The sequence below is a fragment of the Treponema berlinense genome, from assembly GCF_900167025.1.
Classification (GTDB): domain Bacteria; phylum Spirochaetota; class Spirochaetia; order Treponematales; family Treponemataceae; genus Treponema_D; species Treponema_D berlinense.
Genome location: NZ_FUXC01000002.1, coordinates 272,459 through 292,879 on the forward strand (window position 1 = coordinate 272,459; position 20,421 = coordinate 292,879).

Sequence of the window (20,421 nt, forward strand, 5' to 3'; positions counted from 1 at the left end):
TATGGCTTTATTGAAAATTAAAAGTTTACTAGCCGAAGAATAGGTTTTCCAAAGAGAACTAGAATAAAGTCAATCAGCCATACGATATTCCAGCCGAAAAATATGCGCAGAATTGTCGCCACAATCTTTTTTTCGGAAAGTCTTGTAAAAATTCCCATTATCGGACCAAGAAAGAGGGCAAGAAGCACGCTTACAAGCCATGGAAGTCCGAAGTAATCCTTTGATTTTCGAGATTTTTTTGCCATATTTTATAATCCTCCAATTATTTGTATAATCATTATCAATGTAAAAAATCTTTCCGTCAAACTTTTTCTTGAAACGGATTAAAAAATGCAGGTGAACAACATGAAAGAAAAATTAAAAATTTTGTGGGAACTTTTTAGCGTAATGTTCAAGGTCGGTTTATGCACTTTTGGAGGCGGCATTGCAATGCTTCCGATTCTTGAACTTGAGCTTGTTGAAAAACGTGGATGGACTACTTCAGAAGAACTTCTTGACTGGTTTGCAATTGGACAGTCAACTCCAGGAATTATTGCCGTAAATGTCGCTACTTTTACAGGCTACAAAAAACTTGGCGTAATTGGCGGATGTGTTTCGACTTTTGGAATGGTTCTTCCTTCTCTCATAATAATTACGATTATCGCGCTTTTTATAAACAATTTTGCAGAACTCGTTTGGGTTCAAAAAGCGCTGCGTGGAATTAACGTTGCTGTTGCCGCGATTTTGACCAGCGCAGTTTACAAATTTTCAAAAAAATCTGTAAAAAATATTTTTGGTTTTATTCTTCTTGTGATTTCGTTCCTTTTGATTTTTGTTTTTAACGTCGGAACAATTTGGATTATTCTTGGAAGCTGTATTCTTGGAATTTTGATTGCAGGTTTTCGCGGTGATTTTAAGAAAGTTTCTGAAAATGAAAATTCAACTTCTGACGGAAACACTCAGGTAAAAAAATAAATTTAGAGAATTAGCTGGAGAAAAATATGACAGAATTTATTATGACACAGATTCAAAATCATACAGCGGCAGGACTTTTTTGTCTTGTTGCGGTGTTTTTTTATATAGGGCTTATAACAATCGGCGGAGGTCAGGTTGGAATTACAATTATTCAGCAGATTGCGGTTGAGAATTTAAAGCTTCTTTCGGCTGAAAAATTTTTCAATATGGTTGCAATTTCTGAATCTACTCCTGGTCCGATTGGAATAAATCTTGCGACTTATGTTGGCACTGAGCTTTACGGCATTTTTGGCGGAATTATTACGACATTTGGACAGGTTTTGCCTTCTTTAATCGTAATAATGCTTATTGCCCGCTATTTTGGAAAATTCTCCGAAAAAAAAGGCGTCCAGGCCGCTTTTTCCACATTGCGCCCTGCTGTTTCTGGCGTAATTGCTGTTGCGGCGGCAAAAATTCTTATTCTTGCCCTTATTACTGTTACTTCGGGTTTTGTAGCGTCGGATATTTCAACCTGGCAGAACGGAATTATAATCAGTGCGGTTAATGCGGCTTTTTATGTTCTTTGCCTTATCGTTTTATTTACGACAAAGCTTCACCCTGTTTTTATAGTTTTAGCAGGCGCGATTTTTGGAGTTGTTTTCTGCTAAAAACGGAAGTAAAATTAAAAAAGTTATAACCGCTGTTTTAAAGGGAGGAAAAATGAGCACACATATCAACGCTCCTGCTGGAGCAATTGCAGAAAATATTCTTTTGCCGGGAGATCCTCTTCGTGCCAAATTTATCGCAGAAAATTTTTTGGAAAATCCAAAACTGTATAACGAAGTGCGCGGAATGTACGGTTATACGGGAACTTACAAGGGAGTTCCTGTAAGCGTTCAGGGAACTGGAATGGGACAGCCTTCGATTTCGATTTATGCTACTGAACTTTTTAAGGATTATGGCGTTAAAAAAGCGATTCGTGTCGGAACCTGCGGAGCAATTTCTGAAGAGCTTGAACTGCGCGACACGATTCTTGTAAATTCTGCTTGTTCTGATTCCTGTCTTTTAAACCAGAGGTTTGGCGCACTTCATTTTGCCCCAACTGCCGATTTTAATATGGTAAAAACCGCCGATTCTGTTGCTCAAAAAATGGGAATCCGCTATACGGTTGGTTCTGTTGCTTCTTCCGATTTTTTTTATGACATCAATTCAAACTGGAAAAAGTGGAAAGAATACGGCGTAAAAGGAATCGAAATGGAAAGCGCGGAACTTTTTACTCTTGCCGCGCAATATAACCGCCGTGCAATGGCTATTATGACGGTTAGCGACCATATTCTCAAAGGCGGAGAAACTACTGCCGAAGAAAGACAGACGACCTTTACAAATATGATGAAAATTGCCCTTGAAACGATAATTTCGGTCTGAAAAAAAACTGGAAATAAAAAGTGCCATGGAGGTTTTGACGGAATTGTTCCTTAAAAGCCCTATGGCACTTTTTTTTATTTTGCTTTAATTCTTATTATTTTTGCCTTGCCTTCGAGGGTGACTTTTTCTCCCGGAGAAACTGCAAAAATCTGTTCTGCTTTCAGGCTTTCAAAAAGGACTTTCTGCCCGTCGGAAGCTGTTCCTGTTGCCTTTAGTTTTTCTGCGTTTACGACGAATAAAAGTTCATAGCCTTCGTTTTTGGAGGCAAGAAACGAATATCCGCCAGAAAAATCTTTTTGGACAAGTGAAAAATACGGACACTCAAAATTTTGTGCGAGAGGCGCGATTGGCGAAAAACTGAATGGTTTTCCGTCAGAAAAGCAGTCTTTTGTGTCTGCTTCGAGTTTTATTGATTTTACGCCTTTTTCGATATGAAGTTCGCGCGGACGTCCCCAGTCGTAGAGCCTGTATGTAATGTTACAACTCTGCTGGACTTCCATGAGGCGAATTCCTCCGCCTATTGCGTGTACAGTTCCTGCTGGAATAAAGATGAAGTCGCCTTTTTTTACTTCGACGCTGTTCATAAGTTCAGAAATCGTTCCGTTTTTTATTGCGTCGGAAATCTGTTCTTTTGTGCATCCGTCTTTTAAGCCGGCAATCAGTTTTGCACCTTTTTTGCAGTCAAGAATGTACCAGCATTCAGTTTTTCCGCGGGAGCCTTCGCCTTCAAGTTCAACGGCGGTTTTGTCGTCCGGGTGAACTTGAACCGAAAGCGTGTCGTCCGCCTGAATTATTTTTACAAGAAGAGGATAGTCTTTTACGAGTTCAATAAAATCTTTCTGGGGACCGTCTTTGTGGGTTGAAGCAATCCAGTCTTCGTATCCCCATACTTTTTCTGAGCGAATCGGTGTTAAAAGTTTCAATTATTTGTCCCAAAGTTTTTCAGGATAGTAGCCAGATGCAATTTTTTCTGCGATTGCGTCTTTTACAACCTGTTTGTCTTCTGCATAAGTCATGCCAAACCAGCTTTCTTCGGAAGTGAATACTTTTATCTTGCCTTTGTTGTCTTTGATAATCTGACTTGCGGCAACAGGAAGAAGCGCTTCTGCTTTTTGTGCCTCGAGGTTTGTTTTTTTGAATCCGTCCCAGTATTTTTCAAATTCGTCGAAAGCGGCAGGTGTAAAGCCGAAGAGGTTCATGCTGACAGTTTCGTTTCCGGTCAGTTTGTAGATTGTGCCGTTCAAATCTGATTCAATTTCGTTTCCGCTGAAATTTTCGCCAGTATAGTAAATTTTTGTGTTTTCGGTGATAGATTCAAGGTAGCCGTCTTTTGTCTGGCAGATTCCGCGGCTTACAGAACCGTTTCTGCTCATTGTTTTTCCGAGAATGTAGCCGACCATTGCGTGTTCTGTGCAGTTATTGTCGATAGAAGAAAGGTATTTTCCGAGTGTTTCAAATGCTGAGCGTCCGTAGTAGTCGTCTGCGTTGATTACTGCATAAGGAGTGTTGAGCGCTTTTTTTGCGCAGAGAACAGCGTGAAGAGTTCCCCATGGCTTTTTGCGGCCGGCTGTCTGAGAAAGTGCGTATTCGTCGGCAGTCAAAAGCGCTTCTGGCGACTGAAAAACATATTCTGCATCGATATTTTTTGCAATTCTGTCAAAAAGACGTTCGCGGAAATCTTTTTCAATGTCCTTTCTGATTATGTAAACGATTTTTTCAAAACCGCATTTTTTTGCGTCATAAGCAGCGTAGTCAAGAAGGCATTCACCGTTTTTTCCAACTGTATCAATCTGTTTGATTCCGCCGTAACGGCTTCCCATTCCTGCTGCAAGTACGAGTAAAGTAGGTTTCATAATAATCTCCAATAATAAATGTTGTTGTAGAACATCTTTTGTGCGTTCAAAATTTATTCTAGCACTAAAATTTCAGTTTTTCAACAAAACGGTTTTTTTGTGATTTTTTTGCAATGTGATTTTAGAAAAATTGAGATGAGCTGTTTTTTTTACGGATTTTTGAACAGAAGTTTTTCCATTGTAACAAGAGTTTTTATTTATTATAATTGAAACTTCTAAAAAGTTGTGAGGTTTGTATGCTTACTTTGAAATTTGGTGGTACTTCGATGGGATCTGCCCGCAGAATGCTTGATTCTGTGGAAATTATGCTTGGCAGGGCAAAAACTGACAGAATCAGCGTAATTGTTTCTGCCGTTGCCGGAGTTTCTAATGCTCTTCAGGCTGCTATTGACGGCTGTGTTTCTGGTTCGCTTCCTGCAAATTTCATAGACGGCATAAGAAAAACTCATGGAGAGATTTGTGCCCAGCTTCATGCTTCTGTGGAAGGTTTTGACGCTGCTTCTACAATGGCAAAAATCGAGCCTAACTTTATTGAGCTTGAAAAGCTTCTTTCTGGTGTCGCAACGTTTGGCGAATGTCCGGAATCGATTTACTGCCGCATAATGGGAATGGGTGAACTGTGCTGTGTTCCGATTATAAATGCAATTCTTATTGCAAAAAAACAGAATGTTCTTGTTTTGGACAGCCGGAAATTTATTTTTACAACCGGAAGCCAGATTGAAAGTGATCCTGATTATACAAGAACTTCGGAAGCCCTCGGACCATACCGCGACGGCGCTGAATGTTCTCAGGCGCAGATTCTTCTTTTTCCTGGATTTGTATGCGGTTGGTCTGCCCATGCCGACGACGAGCCGAAAATGGGTCTTTTGGGACGCAATGGTTCGGATTTTTCTGCCGCAATAATCGGTGCCTGCCTTGCTTCTAAAAAAGTTGAATTTTGGACTGATGTTGATGGAATCTACACCGCCGATCCTCGTGTCGTAAGCGATGCGATTCTTGTTGACGATATGACTTACGAAGAGGCGATGGAACTTTCGTTCTTTGGTTCAAAAGTTCTTCATCCAAAAACCCTCGCTCCTCTTGTTGCCCGCGGAATCGAAGCCTGGAGCTTGAATTCTCACAATCCAAAGGCACGCGGAACTAGAATTGGCCGCGGTCCTTTTGAATCTGAAAAAAAAGTTGGACCTGTCTGCGGAATTTCTTGTCTGAAAAAAACAGCCCTTGTTTCTGTAAGCGGTGGCGGAATGAAAGGAAAAACTGGCATTGCAAGCCGGATTTTTGCCGCAGTAAGCCGCGCAGGAATCAGCATGCTTTTGATTACCCAGTCTTCTTCAGAATATACAATTTCGTTTTGTGTACGCCAAAGCCAGAGCGTAGAAGTAAAAGATGTTCTTGAATCTGAATTTGCCTTTGAAATCCGTGACGGCCTTATAAATCCGATAAGCGTAATCGAAAACTGCGCAATTGTTTCGATTGTCGGCGACGGAATGAAGCAAAATCGTGGTGTTGCAGGAAAATTCTTTAACGCGCTTTCGAGCCGAAGCATAAATATTCTTGCGATTGCACAAGGTTCAAGCGAACGCTCAATTTCGACAGTAATTGCCGGTGAATACGGCGACATTGCCGTAAAAACAACACACAGATTCTTCTTTAATACAACTCAGCCGATTGAGGTTTTTGCTTTTGGCGCAGGAACAATTGGTGGAGCCTTGCTTGATCAGATTTATAAGCAGCAGAAGATTTTAAAAGAACAGAATATCGACATTAAAGTTTGCTGTATTGCGACAATGCGCGGAATGCTTCTTGACGGAAACGGACTTGATTTGTCTGACTGGAGAAACGCAGTTTCTGTTTCTGGAAAAAAGACGAATCTTGATGAGGTTTTAAAATTTGTAAAGGAAAACAAGCCTCTAAATCCTATTTTTGTTGACTGTACGGCAAGCTATGATCTTCCAGAACGCTATCTTGATGTTTTAAATGCCGGTATGAATGTTGCTACTCCTAACAAACGTGCAAATTCAATGTCTATGCAGTATTACCGTGAATTGCGTGAAACTGCGAACAAAAATCATGTGCGCTTTTTGTACGAAACAAACGTTGGCGCAGGACTTCCGATTATTGATACTTTGCAGAACTTGTTTAAATCTGGAGACAGCCTTGTAGGTTTTAACGGAATTATGTCAGGTTCTCTTTCGTATATTTTTGGAAAGCTCGACGAAGGCAAGAAATTTAGCGAAGCGGTAAAACAAGCAAAAGAAATGCGCTTTACAGAACCAGATCCTCGCGATGACCTCAAAGGAACTGATGTTGCACGCAAGGCTCTGATTATTGCGCGCGAAGCCGGAATGGAAATTGAACTTTCTGACATAAAAATGAATTCGATTTTTCCTGAAAATTTCAACATAGAAGGAACTGTAGACGAGTTTATGGCCCGTTTACCGGAAGTTGATTCTTATTTTGCTGAAAAAATGGCTTTGCTTAAAAAGCAGAATAAAGTTTTGCGAATGGGCGCATCGATTAAAAACGGAAAAGTTTCTGTCGGAATGCTGGAAGCGGGACCGGAAAATCCTCTGTTTGCGGTAAAAGGCGGTGAAAATGCCTTTGTATTTGAAACAGCAAGATACACACCGATTCCATTGACAATACGCGGTTACGGAGCCGGAGCAGACGTTACTGCGGCCGGAGTATTTGGCGACGTCTTAAGAACAGTAAGTTTTAATCCGGAAGTGTAGTTTTTGACAGAAAATCCGTGTGGCAGAAAATGTTGCACGGATTTTTTTATAAAGGCAGAGTTTTAGCACTTCTTAAATTCTTCGGCGACAGCGGACGGCCCATCCCACCAGAGTTTTGTTGAGTCGTCATAAAGCATTTTTGCGGCATTTGATTCCATAAAGTTGAGAAGAACTTCTTCAGCAGGTTTATTAGTTTCTTTTGAAATCTGTTCTATTGCCATTAGTGCGGTTAAAATGCGTTTCTGTCCGTTTTTTGCGGGGCGTTGCGGGGTGTCCCCGCTTGAAGGGGTAGCGGCCGGCGACAGCAGGCGCGCAGGGGAAGGCTTTCCCCTCCTTTAGTTTAATTCAACATATGTTTTTCCGAATCCGCCGTCTTCTGGTGAAGCGTAATGAAAACTTTTGACGGCCGGGTATTGCGAAAGATATGTTTGGACTGACTGCTGCAAAATGCCGTTTCCTTTGCCATGGATTATCGAGAAGTTTTTGAAATTGTGGATTTGGCAGAGATCGAGCTGGCGTGCAAGGGCTTTGATGGCTTCTTCTTCGCGCATTCCGAGGAGACGCAGCTCGAATACCGGTTTTGCCTGTCCTGAAACGTCTTGGGCAAGTTCTATGCTGACTGTCGTGCGAATCTTGGTCGGGGCTATGAGCTCGAGGTCTTTTTCTTTTAGATTCATCCGGATTGAGCCTAGTTGAACTGACCAGACACCTTTTTTTATGCTTGAAATCAAGGTTCCGCGTGTTTTTGTCGCCCTGTGCAGAACTTCGCTTCCAGCTTCGAAGGCTAGCGGCGAGGTTTGTACGGTCTGCGCCTTTGTTACGAAACTTGAGCTTGCCTGTGCGCTGAGTTTTTCCGCTTCTTCTGATGTGTATGTGTTTTTTGCCAGTGCGAGTGCCTGCGCGTTGCTGAGCTTTTTTTTGCTTGCCTTGTTTGTTTTTGAGCGGTTTGAACTGTTTGCGCTTAGGAGCATGCCGTTTTCCAGACGGACTGGTTCTGACTTTAATTTTTTTTCGAATTCTTCTTTTTGTTTTTCGAGACGGATTTTTTCTTCTTCGAGGGCTTTGTCAGATTCTTCGACTTTTCCTGTAAGTTCGTTTAAAAACTGTTTTACGCTGAGTGTTTTTTCGCGGGTGATTTCGCCTTCGCGGAGGATGCGCACGAGGTTTTCGAGTTTTTTGCGGGTTTGCGAAACAAAGATTCCTGATTCCTGCTGTTCCCGTTCTCTAAGCTCAAGTTCTTTTTCTTTTTGGCGAAGAAGTTTTTGTTCCAGTTTGAGTTCTTTTTCTTTTAGCCTGTTTTCGCGGTCTGCTGCTTCTTTTTCGGCTTTTGCAAGCTGGGCGTATTTTTCGGTAAGACCTTTTATGAGCGTGCTTACGTCTGCCTGTTCGCTTTGAATGTAGTGTTTTGCTTTTTCGACTGTTTTTGAGCTTAAGCCGGAGCGCTTTGCAATGTCCAAGGCGTGGCTTTCTCCCGGAACTCCCATCAGAAGTCTGTAGGTCGGGCTTAGCGTGTCCGTGTCAAAATCTACGCTTGCGTTTATGCAAAATTTGTTTGTGTAACCGTAGTTTTTTAAAATTCCGTGGTGGGTTGTGACAAGAACGAATGCTCTTTTTTCGATAAGGTGGTCAAGAACTGCCATTCCGATTGCTCCGCCTTCCTGTGGGTCTGTTCCGCTGCCAAGTTCATCCAGAAGAACAAGGCTGTCTTTATCTGCCTTTTTTACCGCTGCCGCAATGTTTTTCATATGTGCGGAAAAAGTTGAAAGGCTTTGGTCAATCGACTGTTCGTCGCCGATGTCTGCAAAAAGCGAGTTGAATACAGGAAGCCTTGTGCCGTCCTTTGCCGGAAGAGGAAATCCTGTCTGGTTTAAAAGCGCAAAAAGCGCAAATGTTTTGAGGCTGACTGTCTTTCCGCCGGTGTTTGGGCCTGTAATTATGAGAACATTTTTTTCGCTTAAAAATTTCATGTCGATTGGAACGGCTTTTTCGCCAAGAAGCGGATGCCTTGCTGCGACGAGGGCCGGCGGCAGAGAGCTTCCGTCTTTTTCTGTGCAGGAAAGAGCGTATGTACAGTCGTTTGCAATTCCCCAGCGGGCAGCTGCGCACGTCTGGTCGAGTTTGATTAAAATTTTGAGGGCGGAAGAAATGAATTCAACATAGGGCGCTATTTTTGCCGTGAGTTCTGTAAAGATTTTTCGTGTTTCGCTCTGAAGATGAAATTCTTCTTGAATAAGCTCGTTGTTTTTGCGTACGACTTCATCAGGTTCAATAAAAATTGTCTGGCCTGACGCGCTTACTTCGTGGACAATTCCCGAAATTCGTGCGCGTTGATTTGCTTTTACTGCAAGAACCTGTCTGTCTGCCCTGAAAGCCGGAACATTGCTCGAAAGCACGTTTGAAAGGCTTGAATCTGCCGTGTACTTTTTGAGCGCTCCTGCAATTTCTGAGTGAAGCTGGGCGATTTTTGCGCGGATTTCGCGTAGAACAGGAAGGTCTTTTAGTTGTCCGTCCTTGTCCAGGACCCGCGAAATTTCGTTTTTTACCGCCAAGAGCTCATTTTCCGGAAGAGTCTGTGAGAGTGAATGAAGTTTTTTTACGGAAAGTGTTTTTGAGGCGGTGTTTATTGTTTCTTCTGCGTTTAGAGCCGAAGTTGCGAACTGTAAAATTGCAAAAAGCTGTTCGCGGTCGAGAGTTGTTCCTTCAACCCGTAAAATCTTAAAAAAAGAATGAACCGGATTCCAGCTTTTTATAGAAAAAGAAGATTTTGAATTGAGAATTGTGTCCCATTCCCGGCTCAGATTTTTTAATTCTTCGATTTTTTCGGTTTCTGTAAATGGAAGTTTTGTTTTTAAAAGTTCCTGTGATTCTTCGCCTGCGCAAAATCCTGCAATTGTGTCGCGGATTCTAAAATAGGCAAGGTCTTCGAGTGTTTTTTTGTGCCACATTTTTAGTCTGTCCAGCTGCCTGTTTTGATTTCTTCTGAGATTTTTTTCCAGTTTTCGTAGCGTTCTCGGCTGATTTGTCCAGATTCAACTGCCTCAAGAATTTTACAGCCTTTTTCGTTTATATGAGTGCAGCTTAAGCCAAAGTTGCATTTTCCGACAAGGGGAGACATTTCCCTAAAGTAAAGGGCAAGGTCCTTTGATTCGATGTCGTGCAGCACAAAGCGTCTGACTCCTGGAGTGTCGATAATTGAAGCTACAGCGCCCTGGATGCCGCCGGTAAGCGATTCGTTTAGTTTTATGCGCAGCAAAGTGCCTTTTGTTGTTGTGTGGCTTCCTTTGCCGTATTTTTTAGAAAGACTTCCTGTCTTGAGGACGACAGTGCTGTCCAGAACGTTTACGAGAGAAGATTTTCCGACTCCAGACTGGCCTACAAGAGCGCAGAGTTTGTTTTGGATAAAGTGTGCAAACTCGACCATGCCTTCGCCAGTTTTTGCAGAAATTTTCATCACCTTGTATCCGAGTTTTTCCCAGATTGAAACATATTTTAAGAAAGATTCGTCCTGTGAACCTTCGAGGTCGCATTTATTGATGAGAATTACCGGTTCGATTCCCTGTCTTTCGGCCTGTGCAAGTTCGCGGTCAATAAAACGCGGGCGGAAATCTGGTTCTTCTGGAGTTGTAACGAGAATTACATAGTCAAGATTTGCTGCCAGAAGCTGCGGAGAGCGGCCTTTTACGTTCCAGCGGACAAATTCGTTTTTGCGCGGAACTAAAGCCGTGATTTGACCTTTTTTGTCTTCAAGACTGTCAACTTCAATTTGAACAATGTCGCCCGGAGCGAGCGGATTGTAATATTTTTTGTCAGATTTTAACCTTTTGCTTTTGAGGGCGCATGAACGGATTATAAAACTGCCGTCATCTTCGGAAAAAGATTCAACTTCAAAAACATTGTTCGAGCCGCTTAAAACGGTGCCTGTAAGTTGGTTCATATAAGTTGATTTTACGTAAGATTTTAAGCTTTTGCAAGATTATTCGGTGCCATCCTTGGCACCTTTCCGCCTGTCGGCGCGCTCACTTCGCGGTTCGACTCCTTTTGTTTTTTTAGACATAAAAAAAAGACATCCAAAAAAGATGTCTTTTAGCTTTGTTTTTTTTGTATAGCTCCAACGGGAGTCGAAGCCCTCCGGTCGCAAACGTCGTGTTTGCTCCCTCCGGGCCGTCTGCGTTCGCTTTCGGTGCCATCCTTGGCACCTTTTCGCCTGCCGGCGCGCTCACTTCGCGGTTCGACTCCTTTTTGTTTTTTAGACATAAAAAAAAGACATCCAAAAAAGATGTCTTTTAGCTTTGTTTTTTTTGTATAGCTCCAACGGGAGTCGAACCCGTCTCCCCGCCTTGAGAGGGCGATGAACTAAACCGATATTCGATGGAGCCGTTTTTTTTCAATAAAAAAAGCTGACCTGTAAAAAGTCAGCCCTTTTTGAGTTCCCCAAGGAGGATTCGAACCCCCACAGTCAGAACCAGAATCTGAAGTGCTACCATTACACAATCGGGGAATGTGATTTGTGATGTAAACTACTATATGAAAAAATAAATTTTATGTCAAGCACTGTAAATTAAAAAATTAATTTTTTTCAAAAAAATGTGTGCTTTGTATTTTTTTTTGTTTTATTGAAACGAAAATGTTTTTTTTCTAAAATAGGATTGTTGCCGTTTTTTTACACGAAGTTTTTTATAAGGGTAGATAAAAATTATGTTTAATACTGACGGAATTTCTGCTTTTATTTTTGATATGGATGGAGTGCTTCTGGACACTGAAAGTCTATGTAAAAAATGCTGGAGACTGGCGGCGGAAGAATGGAAACTTAAGAATGTTGATGAAGTCTATTATCAGTGTGTAGGGCAGGCGACTCAGGACACTCTTTTTACTCTTCAGAATTTTTTTGAAAAACAGAATAAAAATTTTAATGCCCGGGAATGGTATGATTGCGCCAGAAATTTTTTTCGCAAAACGGAAGAAAGCGAAGGAATTGAGCTTATGCCAGGTGCAAAAAACTGTCTTGAGCGGCTAAAAACTAAGGGTTTTGTTCTTGCGCTTGCAAGTTCGACCAGAAGACAGACAGTCGAAAGACAGCTTTCTCGTTCTGGACTGATTGATTATTTTAAGACTCTTACCTGTGGCGACAGCGTAGAACATTCAAAGCCGGATCCTGAAATTTATTTAAAAGCCTGTGATTCTGTCGGCATAAAGCCAAAAAACTGTGTTGCCGTCGAAGACAGCCCGAACGGTGTTCTTTCGGCATACAATGCCGGTCTAAAAGTTGTTTTGGTTCCAGATCAGATAAAACCGGACGAAAGAATAAAAAGTCTGTGTGCAAAAATTTTAAATTCTTTGGAAGAAATTTAAAACTATGTAAAAGAAATTGGAAAATCTTCTTATTGTTAGGATTTTTTGATTTTGATATAATCTTTTTCTGATTTTTTATGGTCTTTAAATTTGATTTTTGAAGGCTTATTTTTTAGCGAAGAAAATTTTTTTGAAATTTTACAGGGTACGAAAATGGCTTTAGATTTTGCAAAAATGCGCAACATTGGAATTATGGCTCATATTGACGCCGGAAAAACAACAACAACTGAGAGAATTCTTTTTTACACGGGAAAAATTCATAAAATCGGCGAAATAGACGACGGCGCCGCAACTATGGATTTTATGAAGCAGGAACAGGAGCGTGGAATTACGATTGCTTCTGCTGCAATTACAACCCAATGGAAAGGCTATACGATAAATATTATCGACACTCCGGGACACGTTGACTTTACTGCCGAAGTTGAGCGCTCACTGCGCGTTTTGGACGGTGCTGTTGCTGTAATCTGTGCTGTTGACGGAGTTCAGCCGCAGACCGAAACTGTATGGCGGCAAGCTGACCAGTTTAACGTTCCAAGACTTTGTTTTGTAAATAAAATGGACAGAATTGGAGCGGATTTTTTCTATTCTATAAACGATGTCCGCGAAAAATTTGGCGCAAATACTGTTGCCCTTCAAATTCCTATTGGGCAGGGTGAAAATTTTGAAGGTCTGATTGATTTAATCAAAATGAAGGAAATCCGCTGGAACGAAAGCGATGAAGGCGAGACTTTTATTGAATCTGAAATTTCTCCTGAAAGAAAGAATGAGGCTGAAAAGTGGCATGCAAAACTGATTGATGATGTTGCTTCGGCTGACGATGAGCTCGGAATGATTTATCTTGAAGGCGGAGAAATCTCTGACGATATGCTTAAAGCCGCTTTGAGAAGATGTACGATTGCAAGAACTGTTGTGCCTTGTGTGCTTGGTTCTGCGCGCCGCGACAAGGGAATTCAGCCTTTGATTGACGCTGTTATCGACTATTTGCCTTGTCCGACCGATGTTCCTCCAGCAAAAGGACTCCATATTAAAAAAGACCACGAGGAAGAAGTTGAAATTCCTTGCGACGAAAAGAAAATGCCGCTCGGCCTTGTTTTTAAAATCCAGCAGGACAAAGACATGGGCACGCTTTGCTTTGTCCGTGTTTATTCCGGAAAATTTACAGCAGGAAGCCAGTATCTTAACGTTGGAAAGAAAAAGCGCGAAAGGGTAAATAGAATCCTTCGCGTAAATGCAAATCGCATGGAGCAGATGGATAGCGTAAGCGCAGGTGATATTGCCGTTTTTGTCGGATTAAAGCTAGCTTCGACAGGCGACACTCTCGGTTCTGAGGGAATGCCTGTTCTCCTCGAAAGCCTTAAATTCCCTGAACCTGTAATTTCTATTGCAATTGAACCGGAAACTCTTTCGGATAAAGATAAGCTTGTTGATACTCTTGCCATTATGAGCCGCGAAGATCCGACGTTTACAAGTCACGAGGATGCGGAAACCGGGCAGCTTATCATAAGCGGAATGGGCGAACTGCATCTTGACGTTTTGGTTACAAGAATGAAGGACGATTTTGGCGTTAAGGCAAATGTCGGCGCTCCACGCGTAACATATCGCGAGTCTGTAAGTTCTGAAGTTGAACAGAGTTCTATTTGGGAAAAGAATCTTGCCGGAAAAGACAATTTTGCAGGCATAACCTTGAAAATTCAAAAAAACGGGCAGGGACAGGGAAACACTTATTCTTGCTCTGTTCATGGCGGAGAAATTCCGGACGAAATTTACGATGCTATTAAAACAGGAATCGAAAACTCTTTTGCCTCTGGAATTCAGTACGGCTATCCTTGTGCCGATGTCGGCGTGACTGTCACAAAAATCGACTACAACGAACTTACCGGAACTCCTTTTGCATTTACCGCATGTGCGGCCCAGGCTTTTGACGAGGCTGCAAGAAAGGCAGGACCGGTAATTCTTGAGCCTGTTATGAACGTTGATATTACAAGTCCTGTCGAGTTTGTAGGCGAAGCAATCAGTCAGATTACTCAGCGCGGCGGAATTATCAGCGGTCAGGATTCTAAATCTACCGGCGAAATTATCCACTGTACTGCCCCAATGGCAAAAATGTTCGGATTTTCTACAAACCTTCGTTCTGTAACCCAGGGACGCGCAAGTTTTAGCATGGAATTTTCTCATTTTCAGGTTAAGCAGGGCGGCTTAGATAACGCAGGATTCTAAAAATCAGGAATATATAAAAAATGCAAAAAGCCGTCAGAAACTTATTTTTTGACGGCTTTTTTTGTGCGGAACAAGAAAAAAATTGCAAAAAAAATAGAAAAAATTTAAAAAAAAGTGATTTTACTTATTGACTAAAAAATCTATTTTAGTTAATATAAATACATCACGCGGGGATGGTGGAATTGGTAGACACGCCAGCTTGAGGTGCTGGTGACGCAAGTCGTGGCTGTTCAAGTCAGCTTCTCCGCAACTTGCAAAAGGCTGTTCGGTTTTATCGGACAGCCTTTTTTTATGCCGGCTGATTATAAAAGTGGACGCGTCAGGGGCTGATAGCCGCGAAAGCGGTTCGGACACGCATCGCGTGGCTGAACGGAAAAATTGCGGAGCAATTTTATAACGCAAAGACCCGGCGGCTTTGCCGGACGCCCTTAAAATCTGGCGCTTGACGGAAAAAAGGTTGAATTTATTTCGTTTTTTTTTTAAGATATTTTTATAATCTAATCCCTTAAATGCCACGAGGAGGAAAACTAAATGGCAAAGGTTGAACTTAAAGGCGTTACAAAAGTTTATGACGGTGATGTTCTTGCCGTTGAAAAGTCAAATGTAACAATTGAAGACCGCGAATTCTGTGTATTCGTAGGTCCGTCTGGTTGTGGTAAATCTACAACTCTCCGTATGATTGCAGGTCTTGAAGATATTACTGCCGGTGAACTTTACATCGACGGTGAATTGATGAATGACATTCCACCAAAAGACCGCAATATTGCAATGGTATTCCAGAACTATGCTCTTTATCCGCATATGACTGTATACGACAACATGGCTTTCGGTCTTAAAATCCGCAAAACTGACAAGGCAGAAATAGACCGCCGTGTCCGCGAAGCTTCTAAAATTCTTGACCTTGACAACTATCTTACACGTAAACCAAAGGCTCTTTCCGGTGGTCAGCGTCAGCGTGTTGCTGTAGGCCGTGCCATTGTTCGTTCTCCAAAGGTATTCTTGTTCGACGAACCTCTTTCTAACCTTGACGCTAAACTCCGTGTTACAATGCGCGCTGAAATTTCTGATTTGCACAATCGCCTTCAGGCAACTATGATTTATGTAACTCATGACCAGATTGAAGCTATGACAATGGGTACAAAAATCGTTGTTATGTCAGAAAAACGCATTCAGCAGATTGGAGAACCTCTCTACCTCTACAATCACCCGATTAACAAATTTGTTGCTGGATTTATCGGAACTCCTCCAATGAACTTCTTTAAAGTAAAGATTGCTGAAGAGAACGGCAATGTAATTGCTGACGAAGGAAACTTCAAGCTTGTTCCGACTGCTGACCAGCAGAAGCACCTTAAGGCTTATGTTGGAAAAGAAGTATGGTTCGGTGTTCGTCCGGAAGACTTGGATTATCATGATTCACCGGCTGCAGAAAACAACATGGCAGTAAAAGTTACAAACAAAGAACCTCTCGGAGCAGAAACTCACGTATTTGTTCAGGTTCAGAATGTAAACATTGTTGCTAAATGTGAACCAGTTGTAAACCCACAGCTCGGAGATACTGTAAACTTTACTCCAAAAATGGACAAATGTAAGTTCTTCGACTTGGAGACTGAAGTAAATATCTGTGAACCAGAAATCGAAAAGAAATGGTAATCAGAACGCTGCTTATATAAACGGCTGATAAAAAATCCCGGTGTGCAAAACATTGTACGCCGGGATTTTTTTTTGCTTGTGGCTTAAATTTACCAGACAAATAAGTCCGCGCAGTTTCGTTCTCCGCCGGAAACATCGATTGCCTGTCCTGTGCAGAATTTGTTTGTTACTGTAAGAAAATAAATCCAGTCGGCGGCTTCTTGTGCGCTTGCCCAGCGTCTTAGCGGGGTTACGTCCATGATTTTTTGCCAAAGCTCATTGTTTTTTATGACATTTTCGTTTAATTCTGTCAGCACGCCTCCAAAGCACAGGGCGTTGCAGGTTGCGCGGTATGAATTTGCAAGGCGAATCGCACAGTTTTTCATATAGCCGATTATTCCTGCCTTAGAAGCTGCGTACGAAGGAAATTCGTTTCCTGTGAGAGCGGAAACAGAGGCGTTGAAGAGCACGGATTTTATTTTTGGCTGAAACGCATATTTTTGAGTTACAGCCATTGTGCCGATAAGGTTTACCTGAATGTCTTTTTCTCCACCTGTCAAAGCCGGAGTTTGAATTCCTGCGTTGTTTACAAGAATTTCAACATCTGAAATTTCTGGAAGAGAAGATAGGTCGGAAATATCTGCTGTAAAATGAGAGTAATTTTCCTTATTTTTCGCATCCTGGCTTTTTGAGATTGTGTCTGATTCAATATCCAGCCCGGTTACATTAAATCCTTCCGAAAGAAATTTTAACGCTGCGGCCCTGCCGATTCCCCGGCTTGTTCCGGTGATTAAGACTTTCATTTTTGATTATGCCTGTTTTTTCTGATATTCAAGATATTCGTTTCCGACATTTTCTTTTTCCCACTGGCGCACAACTTTCCAGCCAAGCCCGGAGAAAACAACTTCGCACAAAAGTTCAAAAAACGCTCCGATTGCAGAGCAGACGATTACCTGAGTCCAGCTCCAGCCAAAGAAAATTTTTGAAACGACTGTGGCAAAGATAAAATTGTCTGCAAACTGGGCGATTGCCGTTGAAACGTAGGATCGCAGTGCGAAACTGAAAAAATTGTTTTTTTTGAGCGAGGAACCGATTGCCGTGTTTAAGAGCGCATTTATAATTGAAGAGGTGATGAAGGCAAGGGCGGAACCCAAAACAACGTACCACGAACCGCCGAATGTAGCGTTTAACGCGCGGTTTACTTCTTGATTTTCTGTCGTGTAAAATTCGCCCCACATTCCAGGCGCTTTTGAGAGAAGGGCAAAAATAAGGCAGACAGAAAGATTTACTGCAAGTGCGAGAATCGAAACTTTGATGGAAGCCTTTGCTCCCCAGCGTTTGCAGATTATGTCCATGCACAAGAACATAAGCCAGCTAAAAGTAAAGCCGCAGTCAAGGGCAATGTACTTGAAATTTACGAGTTCTTTGTTTGCCATTAAGTTTGCGCAGACAACCGACAGAATAAACAGTGAAACTGTAAGGGAAGGAATGTTTCGCAGGAGAATTTTAAAATCTTTTATTTCCTGCATGAGCTTTGAAGAGAGTTTTTTCATAAGAACAATGGACGCAAAAACGTCCGCCTCCATAAGAATTTTGATTTATAAAGCGCAGGAGAATTATGAGGAATCATAAACTGCGCAAAAACGACTTTATATTTTTTGCTCTAAAAAAGCAAGATGTGTTCGCCTGAAAAAATATGGCTGAATTGATTTTTTTTATCCAAAGTAAATTTTATGTGTTATCATTTAAAATGCTTTTTATGGCGTTTGCCAAAGTGAATGGAGAGCTTAATGGATTTTTTTACGGCAGATGAATTAAGACAATATTTAGAAACCAGCAGGATTGGTCTGTGGAAGATTGAAATGGAAGAAGGCGAGGTTGTCCGTATGTACATGGACAGCGAAATGCTGAGGCTTTCGGGCTTGCCGGAAGGTCTTTCTCCAGAAGAAAACAATATTCAGTTTAAAAAACATATCCATCCGGACGATGCGTCTCTTATGAAAGAATACGATACCGAGCTTTTGCAAGGCGGTGCGGAAGTTATGTACAGGTATATTCATCCTGTTTTTGGGGAAATGCTCGTGCGCTGCATGGGAAGAAGAATTTCTTCTGACGGAAAAATTGTCACGATAATAGGACAGCATCAGGATTGTTCGGAAATTGTCCGGCTTGAACGCGGAATGCAACGTGAAAAACAGCTTTTAAGGCGAAACCGGGATTTGATGGCTCAGCAGCTTGTTACGGCCGATTATTACAAAAATCTTTTAGATATGGAAAACTGCGGTATACTTGCCTATACAATTCCCGGTCAAAAAATTCAGCATATGAATGCGGAAGCCCTTCGTATTTTTGATGTAAAGGATATTGCCGAGGCCCAGGTTCATCTTGGCGATATTTTGCACAACATAACTTATCCGGATTCATGCACGGTCGAAAAATTGACGGCTTTGAGAAAAAACAGCGGTGTTGTCGATTTTGAATGTACTATTGCTGCAAAAAACGGTCAGGTTACGAACGTTATTGCGCGGACAGAAGTTTTTATTACGCCGAAAGGTGAACGTTCTGTCGTTACGACCTTTGTCGATATTTCGGAAAACAAGGCTTTAAAAAGGGAAAAGAGCATTCTTGTGGCAATGAGCATCGACTACACTTGCATTTTTTACTGCGAGCTTGAAAACGATTTGATTTCGCCGATAAAACAGGACGATAACGCTATTGCAAAGCTCATAAGGCAGCAGATTCCAGAAGGCACTAATTCATATTCACTTATAATCCGCTATTTTTACGAGCATTACGTAATAAAAGAGTCTGCCCCTGATTTTATTCAAAAAATGAAGACGTCTTATCTAAAAAAATATTTTGCCAAAAACAGGCGCTTTGCATACAGGTTTCAGACTTTGCCGGATCCTGAGGGACATGAATTTTTTGAGGTGCAGATGGTTCGTCTTGAAAATACTGACGGTCTTTGCGTTGTAATGGGCTTCCGCTATATTGATGATATTGTTGCCGAACAGGAAGAGCAAAGAATTCAGCTTGAAAAAGCGAACAGGACAAAAACTACATTTTTGCTCAATATGTCTCATGATATCCGTACTCCTATGAACGCAATTTTGGGTTTTGCAAGGCTTATGCGCGACAAAAGTTCAGATCCGGAATTGATTCATTATCAGGAAATGATTGAAAAATCCGGGGAAATTCTTCTTTCGATTGTAAATAATGTTCTTGACATGGCACGAATCGAAAGTGGAAAAGTTGAACTTGACGAAAATTGCAGCGCGACAGGCGACATTATCTCTGCGGTCTATAAAGTTTTTGAAGCAGTTGCAAAAAAGAAAAATATCGAGATGATTCACAAAGTAAATGTAATTCATCCGTATATAATGTGCGATATAACGAAAATCCAGGAAATTTTTACAAATCTGATAAGCAATGCCGTCAAATATACTCCAAGCGGAGGAAAAATCAGCGTAACGACAGAAGAGCTTCCGTGCGAAAAAAAAGGATATGCGCTTTTTAGAACTGTGGTTGAGGACACTGGAATTGGAATGAGCAAAGATTATATTCCGATGATTTTTGATGCTTTTTCGCGCGAAAGAAACACTACGGCCGGAAAAATTCACGGAACCGGGCTTGGAATGACGATTGTAAAAAGCCTGGTCGACTTGATGAACGGTTCTATCGAAGTGGAAAGCGAAATCGGAAAAGGAACCAAGTTTACTGTAACGATTGCCCATAAAATTGTTGGAAAAAAAATCTACGAAAATCTGAAAATTCCGCCAGAAGAAGAAAATGTTGATTTTTCCGGGAAGAAAATTCTTTTGGCGGAGGATAATGCTCTTAATGCGGAAATTGCGGCATCAATTTTAAAAAAAATGGGATTTTCGGTTGAACTGGCAGAAGACGGAATTGTCTGTGTTGAAAAAATTGAAAACGAAAAAAAAGGCTACGATTTTATTTTGATGGACATTCAGATGCCGAATATGGACGGTTACAAGGCCACAAGACTGATCCGGCAGCTTTCCGACAGGAAAAAGGCGGAAATTCCGATTATTGCAATGACTGCGAATGCTTTTGATGAGGACAGAAAAAAAGCGTTTGAAGTTGGAATGAACGGCTACGTTTCAAAACCGATAGATGCAAAAAGCCTTAAAAAAACTTTGGCTTCGATTGTTCTAGGAACTCAAGCTTTTGATGAAAAACCGGTTTGAAATTATACAAAAAAACACAGAAAAATCCTGTCGATTGAAAAACCGTCCTGGATTTTGTAAAATTGCCTTAGGTGG

At 41.5% G+C, this 20,421-nt stretch carries 16 protein-coding genes and 3 tRNA genes; 9 read left to right on the plus strand and 10 right to left on the minus strand.

The features are described from left to right. Positions 1-17 precede the first annotated feature (17 nt). Positions 18-245 (minus strand): hypothetical protein, encoded by a 228-nt coding sequence (locus tag B5D47_RS03085; protein WP_078930355.1) that lies wholly within the window; start codon positions 243-245, stop codon positions 18-20. A gap of 100 nt (positions 246-345) precedes the next feature. Here B5D47_RS03085 and B5D47_RS03090 point away from each other — a divergent pair, with 100 nt between their 5' ends. From B5D47_RS03090 to deoD, 3 genes are read left to right on the plus strand one after another with little or no spacing between them, the layout of a single operon-like run. Beyond that, entirely contained in the window at positions 346-954 is a 609-nt protein-coding gene (locus B5D47_RS03090; protein WP_078930356.1) for a chromate transporter, read from the plus strand. A 26-nt stretch (positions 955-980) separates the two neighbouring features. Beyond that, a complete protein-coding gene (locus B5D47_RS03095) occupies positions 981-1,601 on the plus strand; it encodes a chromate transporter (protein WP_078930357.1) in 621 nt (206 codons plus the stop codon). 52 nt (positions 1,602-1,653) lie between these two features. After that, positions 1,654-2,358 carry a purine-nucleoside phosphorylase gene (deoD, locus tag B5D47_RS03100; protein WP_078930452.1) on the plus strand — a complete coding sequence of 235 codons (705 nt, stop codon included), beginning with the start codon at positions 1,654-1,656 and terminating at the stop codon, positions 2,356-2,358. Positions 2,359-2,432: 74 nt separating this feature from the next. Here the strand turns inward: deoD and B5D47_RS03105 are convergent, their stop codons facing one another. Both B5D47_RS03105 and B5D47_RS03110 read right to left on the minus strand, forming a co-directional pair. Then, complete coding sequence (locus tag B5D47_RS03105) at positions 2,433-3,281, minus strand: type I phosphomannose isomerase catalytic subunit (RefSeq protein WP_078930358.1); 849 nt, start codon at positions 3,279-3,281, stop codon at positions 2,433-2,435. Further along, on the minus strand, positions 3,282-4,211 hold the full coding sequence (locus B5D47_RS03110) for a nucleotidyltransferase family protein (RefSeq protein ID WP_078930359.1): 930 nt from the start codon (positions 4,209-4,211) through the stop codon (positions 3,282-3,284). Between the two features lie 236 nt (positions 4,212-4,447). Between B5D47_RS03110 and thrA the strand changes: the two genes are divergently transcribed. Next, a complete protein-coding gene (gene thrA, locus B5D47_RS03115; protein WP_078930360.1) occupies positions 4,448-6,943 on the plus strand; it encodes a bifunctional aspartate kinase/homoserine dehydrogenase I in 2,496 nt (831 codons plus the stop codon). A 62-nt stretch (positions 6,944-7,005) separates the two neighbouring features. On the opposite strand, the gene B5D47_RS11400 is transcribed toward thrA, so the two are convergent. From B5D47_RS11400 to B5D47_RS03135, 5 genes are all read right to left on the minus strand, one after another. After that, a complete protein-coding gene (locus B5D47_RS11400; RefSeq protein WP_159443475.1) occupies positions 7,006-7,164 on the minus strand; it encodes a hypothetical protein in 159 nt (52 codons plus the stop codon). 114 nt (positions 7,165-7,278) lie between these two features. After that, positions 7,279-9,888 (minus strand): endonuclease MutS2, encoded by a 2,610-nt coding sequence (locus B5D47_RS03120; RefSeq protein WP_078930361.1) that lies wholly within the window; start codon positions 9,886-9,888, stop codon positions 7,279-7,281. A 2-nt stretch (positions 9,889-9,890) separates the two neighbouring features. Next, complete coding sequence (rsgA, locus tag B5D47_RS03125; RefSeq protein WP_078930362.1) at positions 9,891-10,877, minus strand: ribosome small subunit-dependent GTPase A; 987 nt, start codon at positions 10,875-10,877, stop codon at positions 9,891-9,893. Positions 10,878-11,246: 369 nt separating this feature from the next. Continuing rightward, positions 11,247-11,319, minus strand: a tRNA-Glu gene (locus B5D47_RS03130). A 51-nt stretch (positions 11,320-11,370) separates the two neighbouring features. After that, positions 11,371-11,441, minus strand: a tRNA-Gln gene (locus B5D47_RS03135). A 197-nt stretch (positions 11,442-11,638) separates the two neighbouring features. Between B5D47_RS03135 and B5D47_RS03140 the strand changes: the two genes are divergently transcribed. The 4 genes from B5D47_RS03140 (at position 11,639) to B5D47_RS03155 (ending at position 16,159) form a co-directional block, all read left to right on the plus strand. Beyond that, positions 11,639-12,292 carry an HAD family hydrolase gene (locus tag B5D47_RS03140; protein WP_078930363.1) on the plus strand — a complete coding sequence of 218 codons (654 nt, stop codon included), beginning with the start codon at positions 11,639-11,641 and terminating at the stop codon, positions 12,290-12,292. 153 nt (positions 12,293-12,445) lie between these two features. Further along, on the plus strand, positions 12,446-14,509 hold the full coding sequence (gene fusA / locus B5D47_RS03145; protein WP_078930453.1) for an elongation factor G: 2,064 nt from the start codon (positions 12,446-12,448) through the stop codon (positions 14,507-14,509). 167 nt (positions 14,510-14,676) lie between these two features. Continuing rightward, positions 14,677-14,758: transfer RNA gene (locus tag B5D47_RS03150), tRNA-Leu, on the plus strand. Between the two features lie 282 nt (positions 14,759-15,040). Further along, positions 15,041-16,159 carry an ABC transporter ATP-binding protein gene (locus tag B5D47_RS03155; RefSeq protein ID WP_078930364.1) on the plus strand — a complete coding sequence of 373 codons (1,119 nt, stop codon included), beginning with the start codon at positions 15,041-15,043 and terminating at the stop codon, positions 16,157-16,159. A gap of 89 nt (positions 16,160-16,248) precedes the next feature. On the opposite strand, the gene B5D47_RS03160 is transcribed toward B5D47_RS03155, so the two are convergent. Continuing rightward, on the minus strand, positions 16,249-16,941 hold the full coding sequence (locus B5D47_RS03160) for an SDR family NAD(P)-dependent oxidoreductase (protein ID WP_078930365.1): 693 nt from the start codon (positions 16,939-16,941) through the stop codon (positions 16,249-16,251). A gap of 6 nt (positions 16,942-16,947) precedes the next feature. Continuing rightward, positions 16,948-17,691: a VUT family protein gene (locus tag B5D47_RS03165; protein WP_078930454.1), complete on the minus strand. Its 744-nt coding sequence runs from the start codon at positions 17,689-17,691 to the stop codon at positions 16,948-16,950. A 237-nt stretch (positions 17,692-17,928) separates the two neighbouring features. Here B5D47_RS03165 and B5D47_RS03170 point away from each other — a divergent pair, with 237 nt between their 5' ends. Next, positions 17,929-20,346, plus strand: coding sequence for a PAS domain-containing hybrid sensor histidine kinase/response regulator (locus B5D47_RS03170; protein ID WP_159443476.1), 2,418 nt, complete (start codon positions 17,929-17,931; stop codon positions 20,344-20,346). The last annotated feature ends 75 nt before the right edge of the window (positions 20,347-20,421 follow it).

Excerpts from the sequence above, each read along its gene's own strand:
- B5D47_RS03085 (WP_078930355.1), bottom strand. The coding sequence starts at position 245 with ATGGCAAAAAAATCTCGAAAATCAAAGGATTACTTCGGACTTCCATGG.
- B5D47_RS03090 (WP_078930356.1), top strand. The coding sequence starts at position 346 with ATGAAAGAAAAATTAAAAATTTTGTGGGAACTTTTTAGCGTAATGTTC.
- B5D47_RS03095 (WP_078930357.1), top strand. The coding sequence starts at position 981 with ATGACAGAATTTATTATGACACAGATTCAAAATCATACAGCGGCAGGA.
- deoD (WP_078930452.1), top strand. The coding sequence starts at position 1,654 with ATGAGCACACATATCAACGCTCCTGCTGGAGCAATTGCAGAAAATATT.
- B5D47_RS03110 (WP_078930359.1), bottom strand. The coding sequence starts at position 4,211 with ATGAAACCTACTTTACTCGTACTTGCAGCAGGAATGGGAAGCCGTTAC.
- thrA (WP_078930360.1), top strand. The coding sequence starts at position 4,448 with ATGCTTACTTTGAAATTTGGTGGTACTTCGATGGGATCTGCCCGCAGA.
- B5D47_RS11400 (WP_159443475.1), bottom strand. The coding sequence starts at position 7,164 with ATGGCAATAGAACAGATTTCAAAAGAAACTAATAAACCTGCTGAAGAA.
- B5D47_RS03120 (WP_078930361.1), bottom strand. The coding sequence starts at position 9,888 with ATGTGGCACAAAAAAACACTCGAAGACCTTGCCTATTTTAGAATCCGC.
- rsgA (WP_078930362.1), bottom strand. The coding sequence starts at position 10,877 with ATGAACCAACTTACAGGCACCGTTTTAAGCGGCTCGAACAATGTTTTT.
- B5D47_RS03140 (WP_078930363.1), top strand. The coding sequence starts at position 11,639 with ATGTTTAATACTGACGGAATTTCTGCTTTTATTTTTGATATGGATGGA.
- fusA (WP_078930453.1), top strand. The coding sequence starts at position 12,446 with ATGGCTTTAGATTTTGCAAAAATGCGCAACATTGGAATTATGGCTCAT.
- B5D47_RS03155 (WP_078930364.1), top strand. The coding sequence starts at position 15,041 with ATGGCAAAGGTTGAACTTAAAGGCGTTACAAAAGTTTATGACGGTGAT.
- B5D47_RS03160 (WP_078930365.1), bottom strand. The coding sequence starts at position 16,941 with ATGAAAGTCTTAATCACCGGAACAAGCCGGGGAATCGGCAGGGCCGCA.
- B5D47_RS03165 (WP_078930454.1), bottom strand. The coding sequence starts at position 17,691 with ATGAAAAAACTCTCTTCAAAGCTCATGCAGGAAATAAAAGATTTTAAA.
- B5D47_RS03170 (WP_159443476.1), top strand. The coding sequence starts at position 17,929 with ATGGATTTTTTTACGGCAGATGAATTAAGACAATATTTAGAAACCAGC.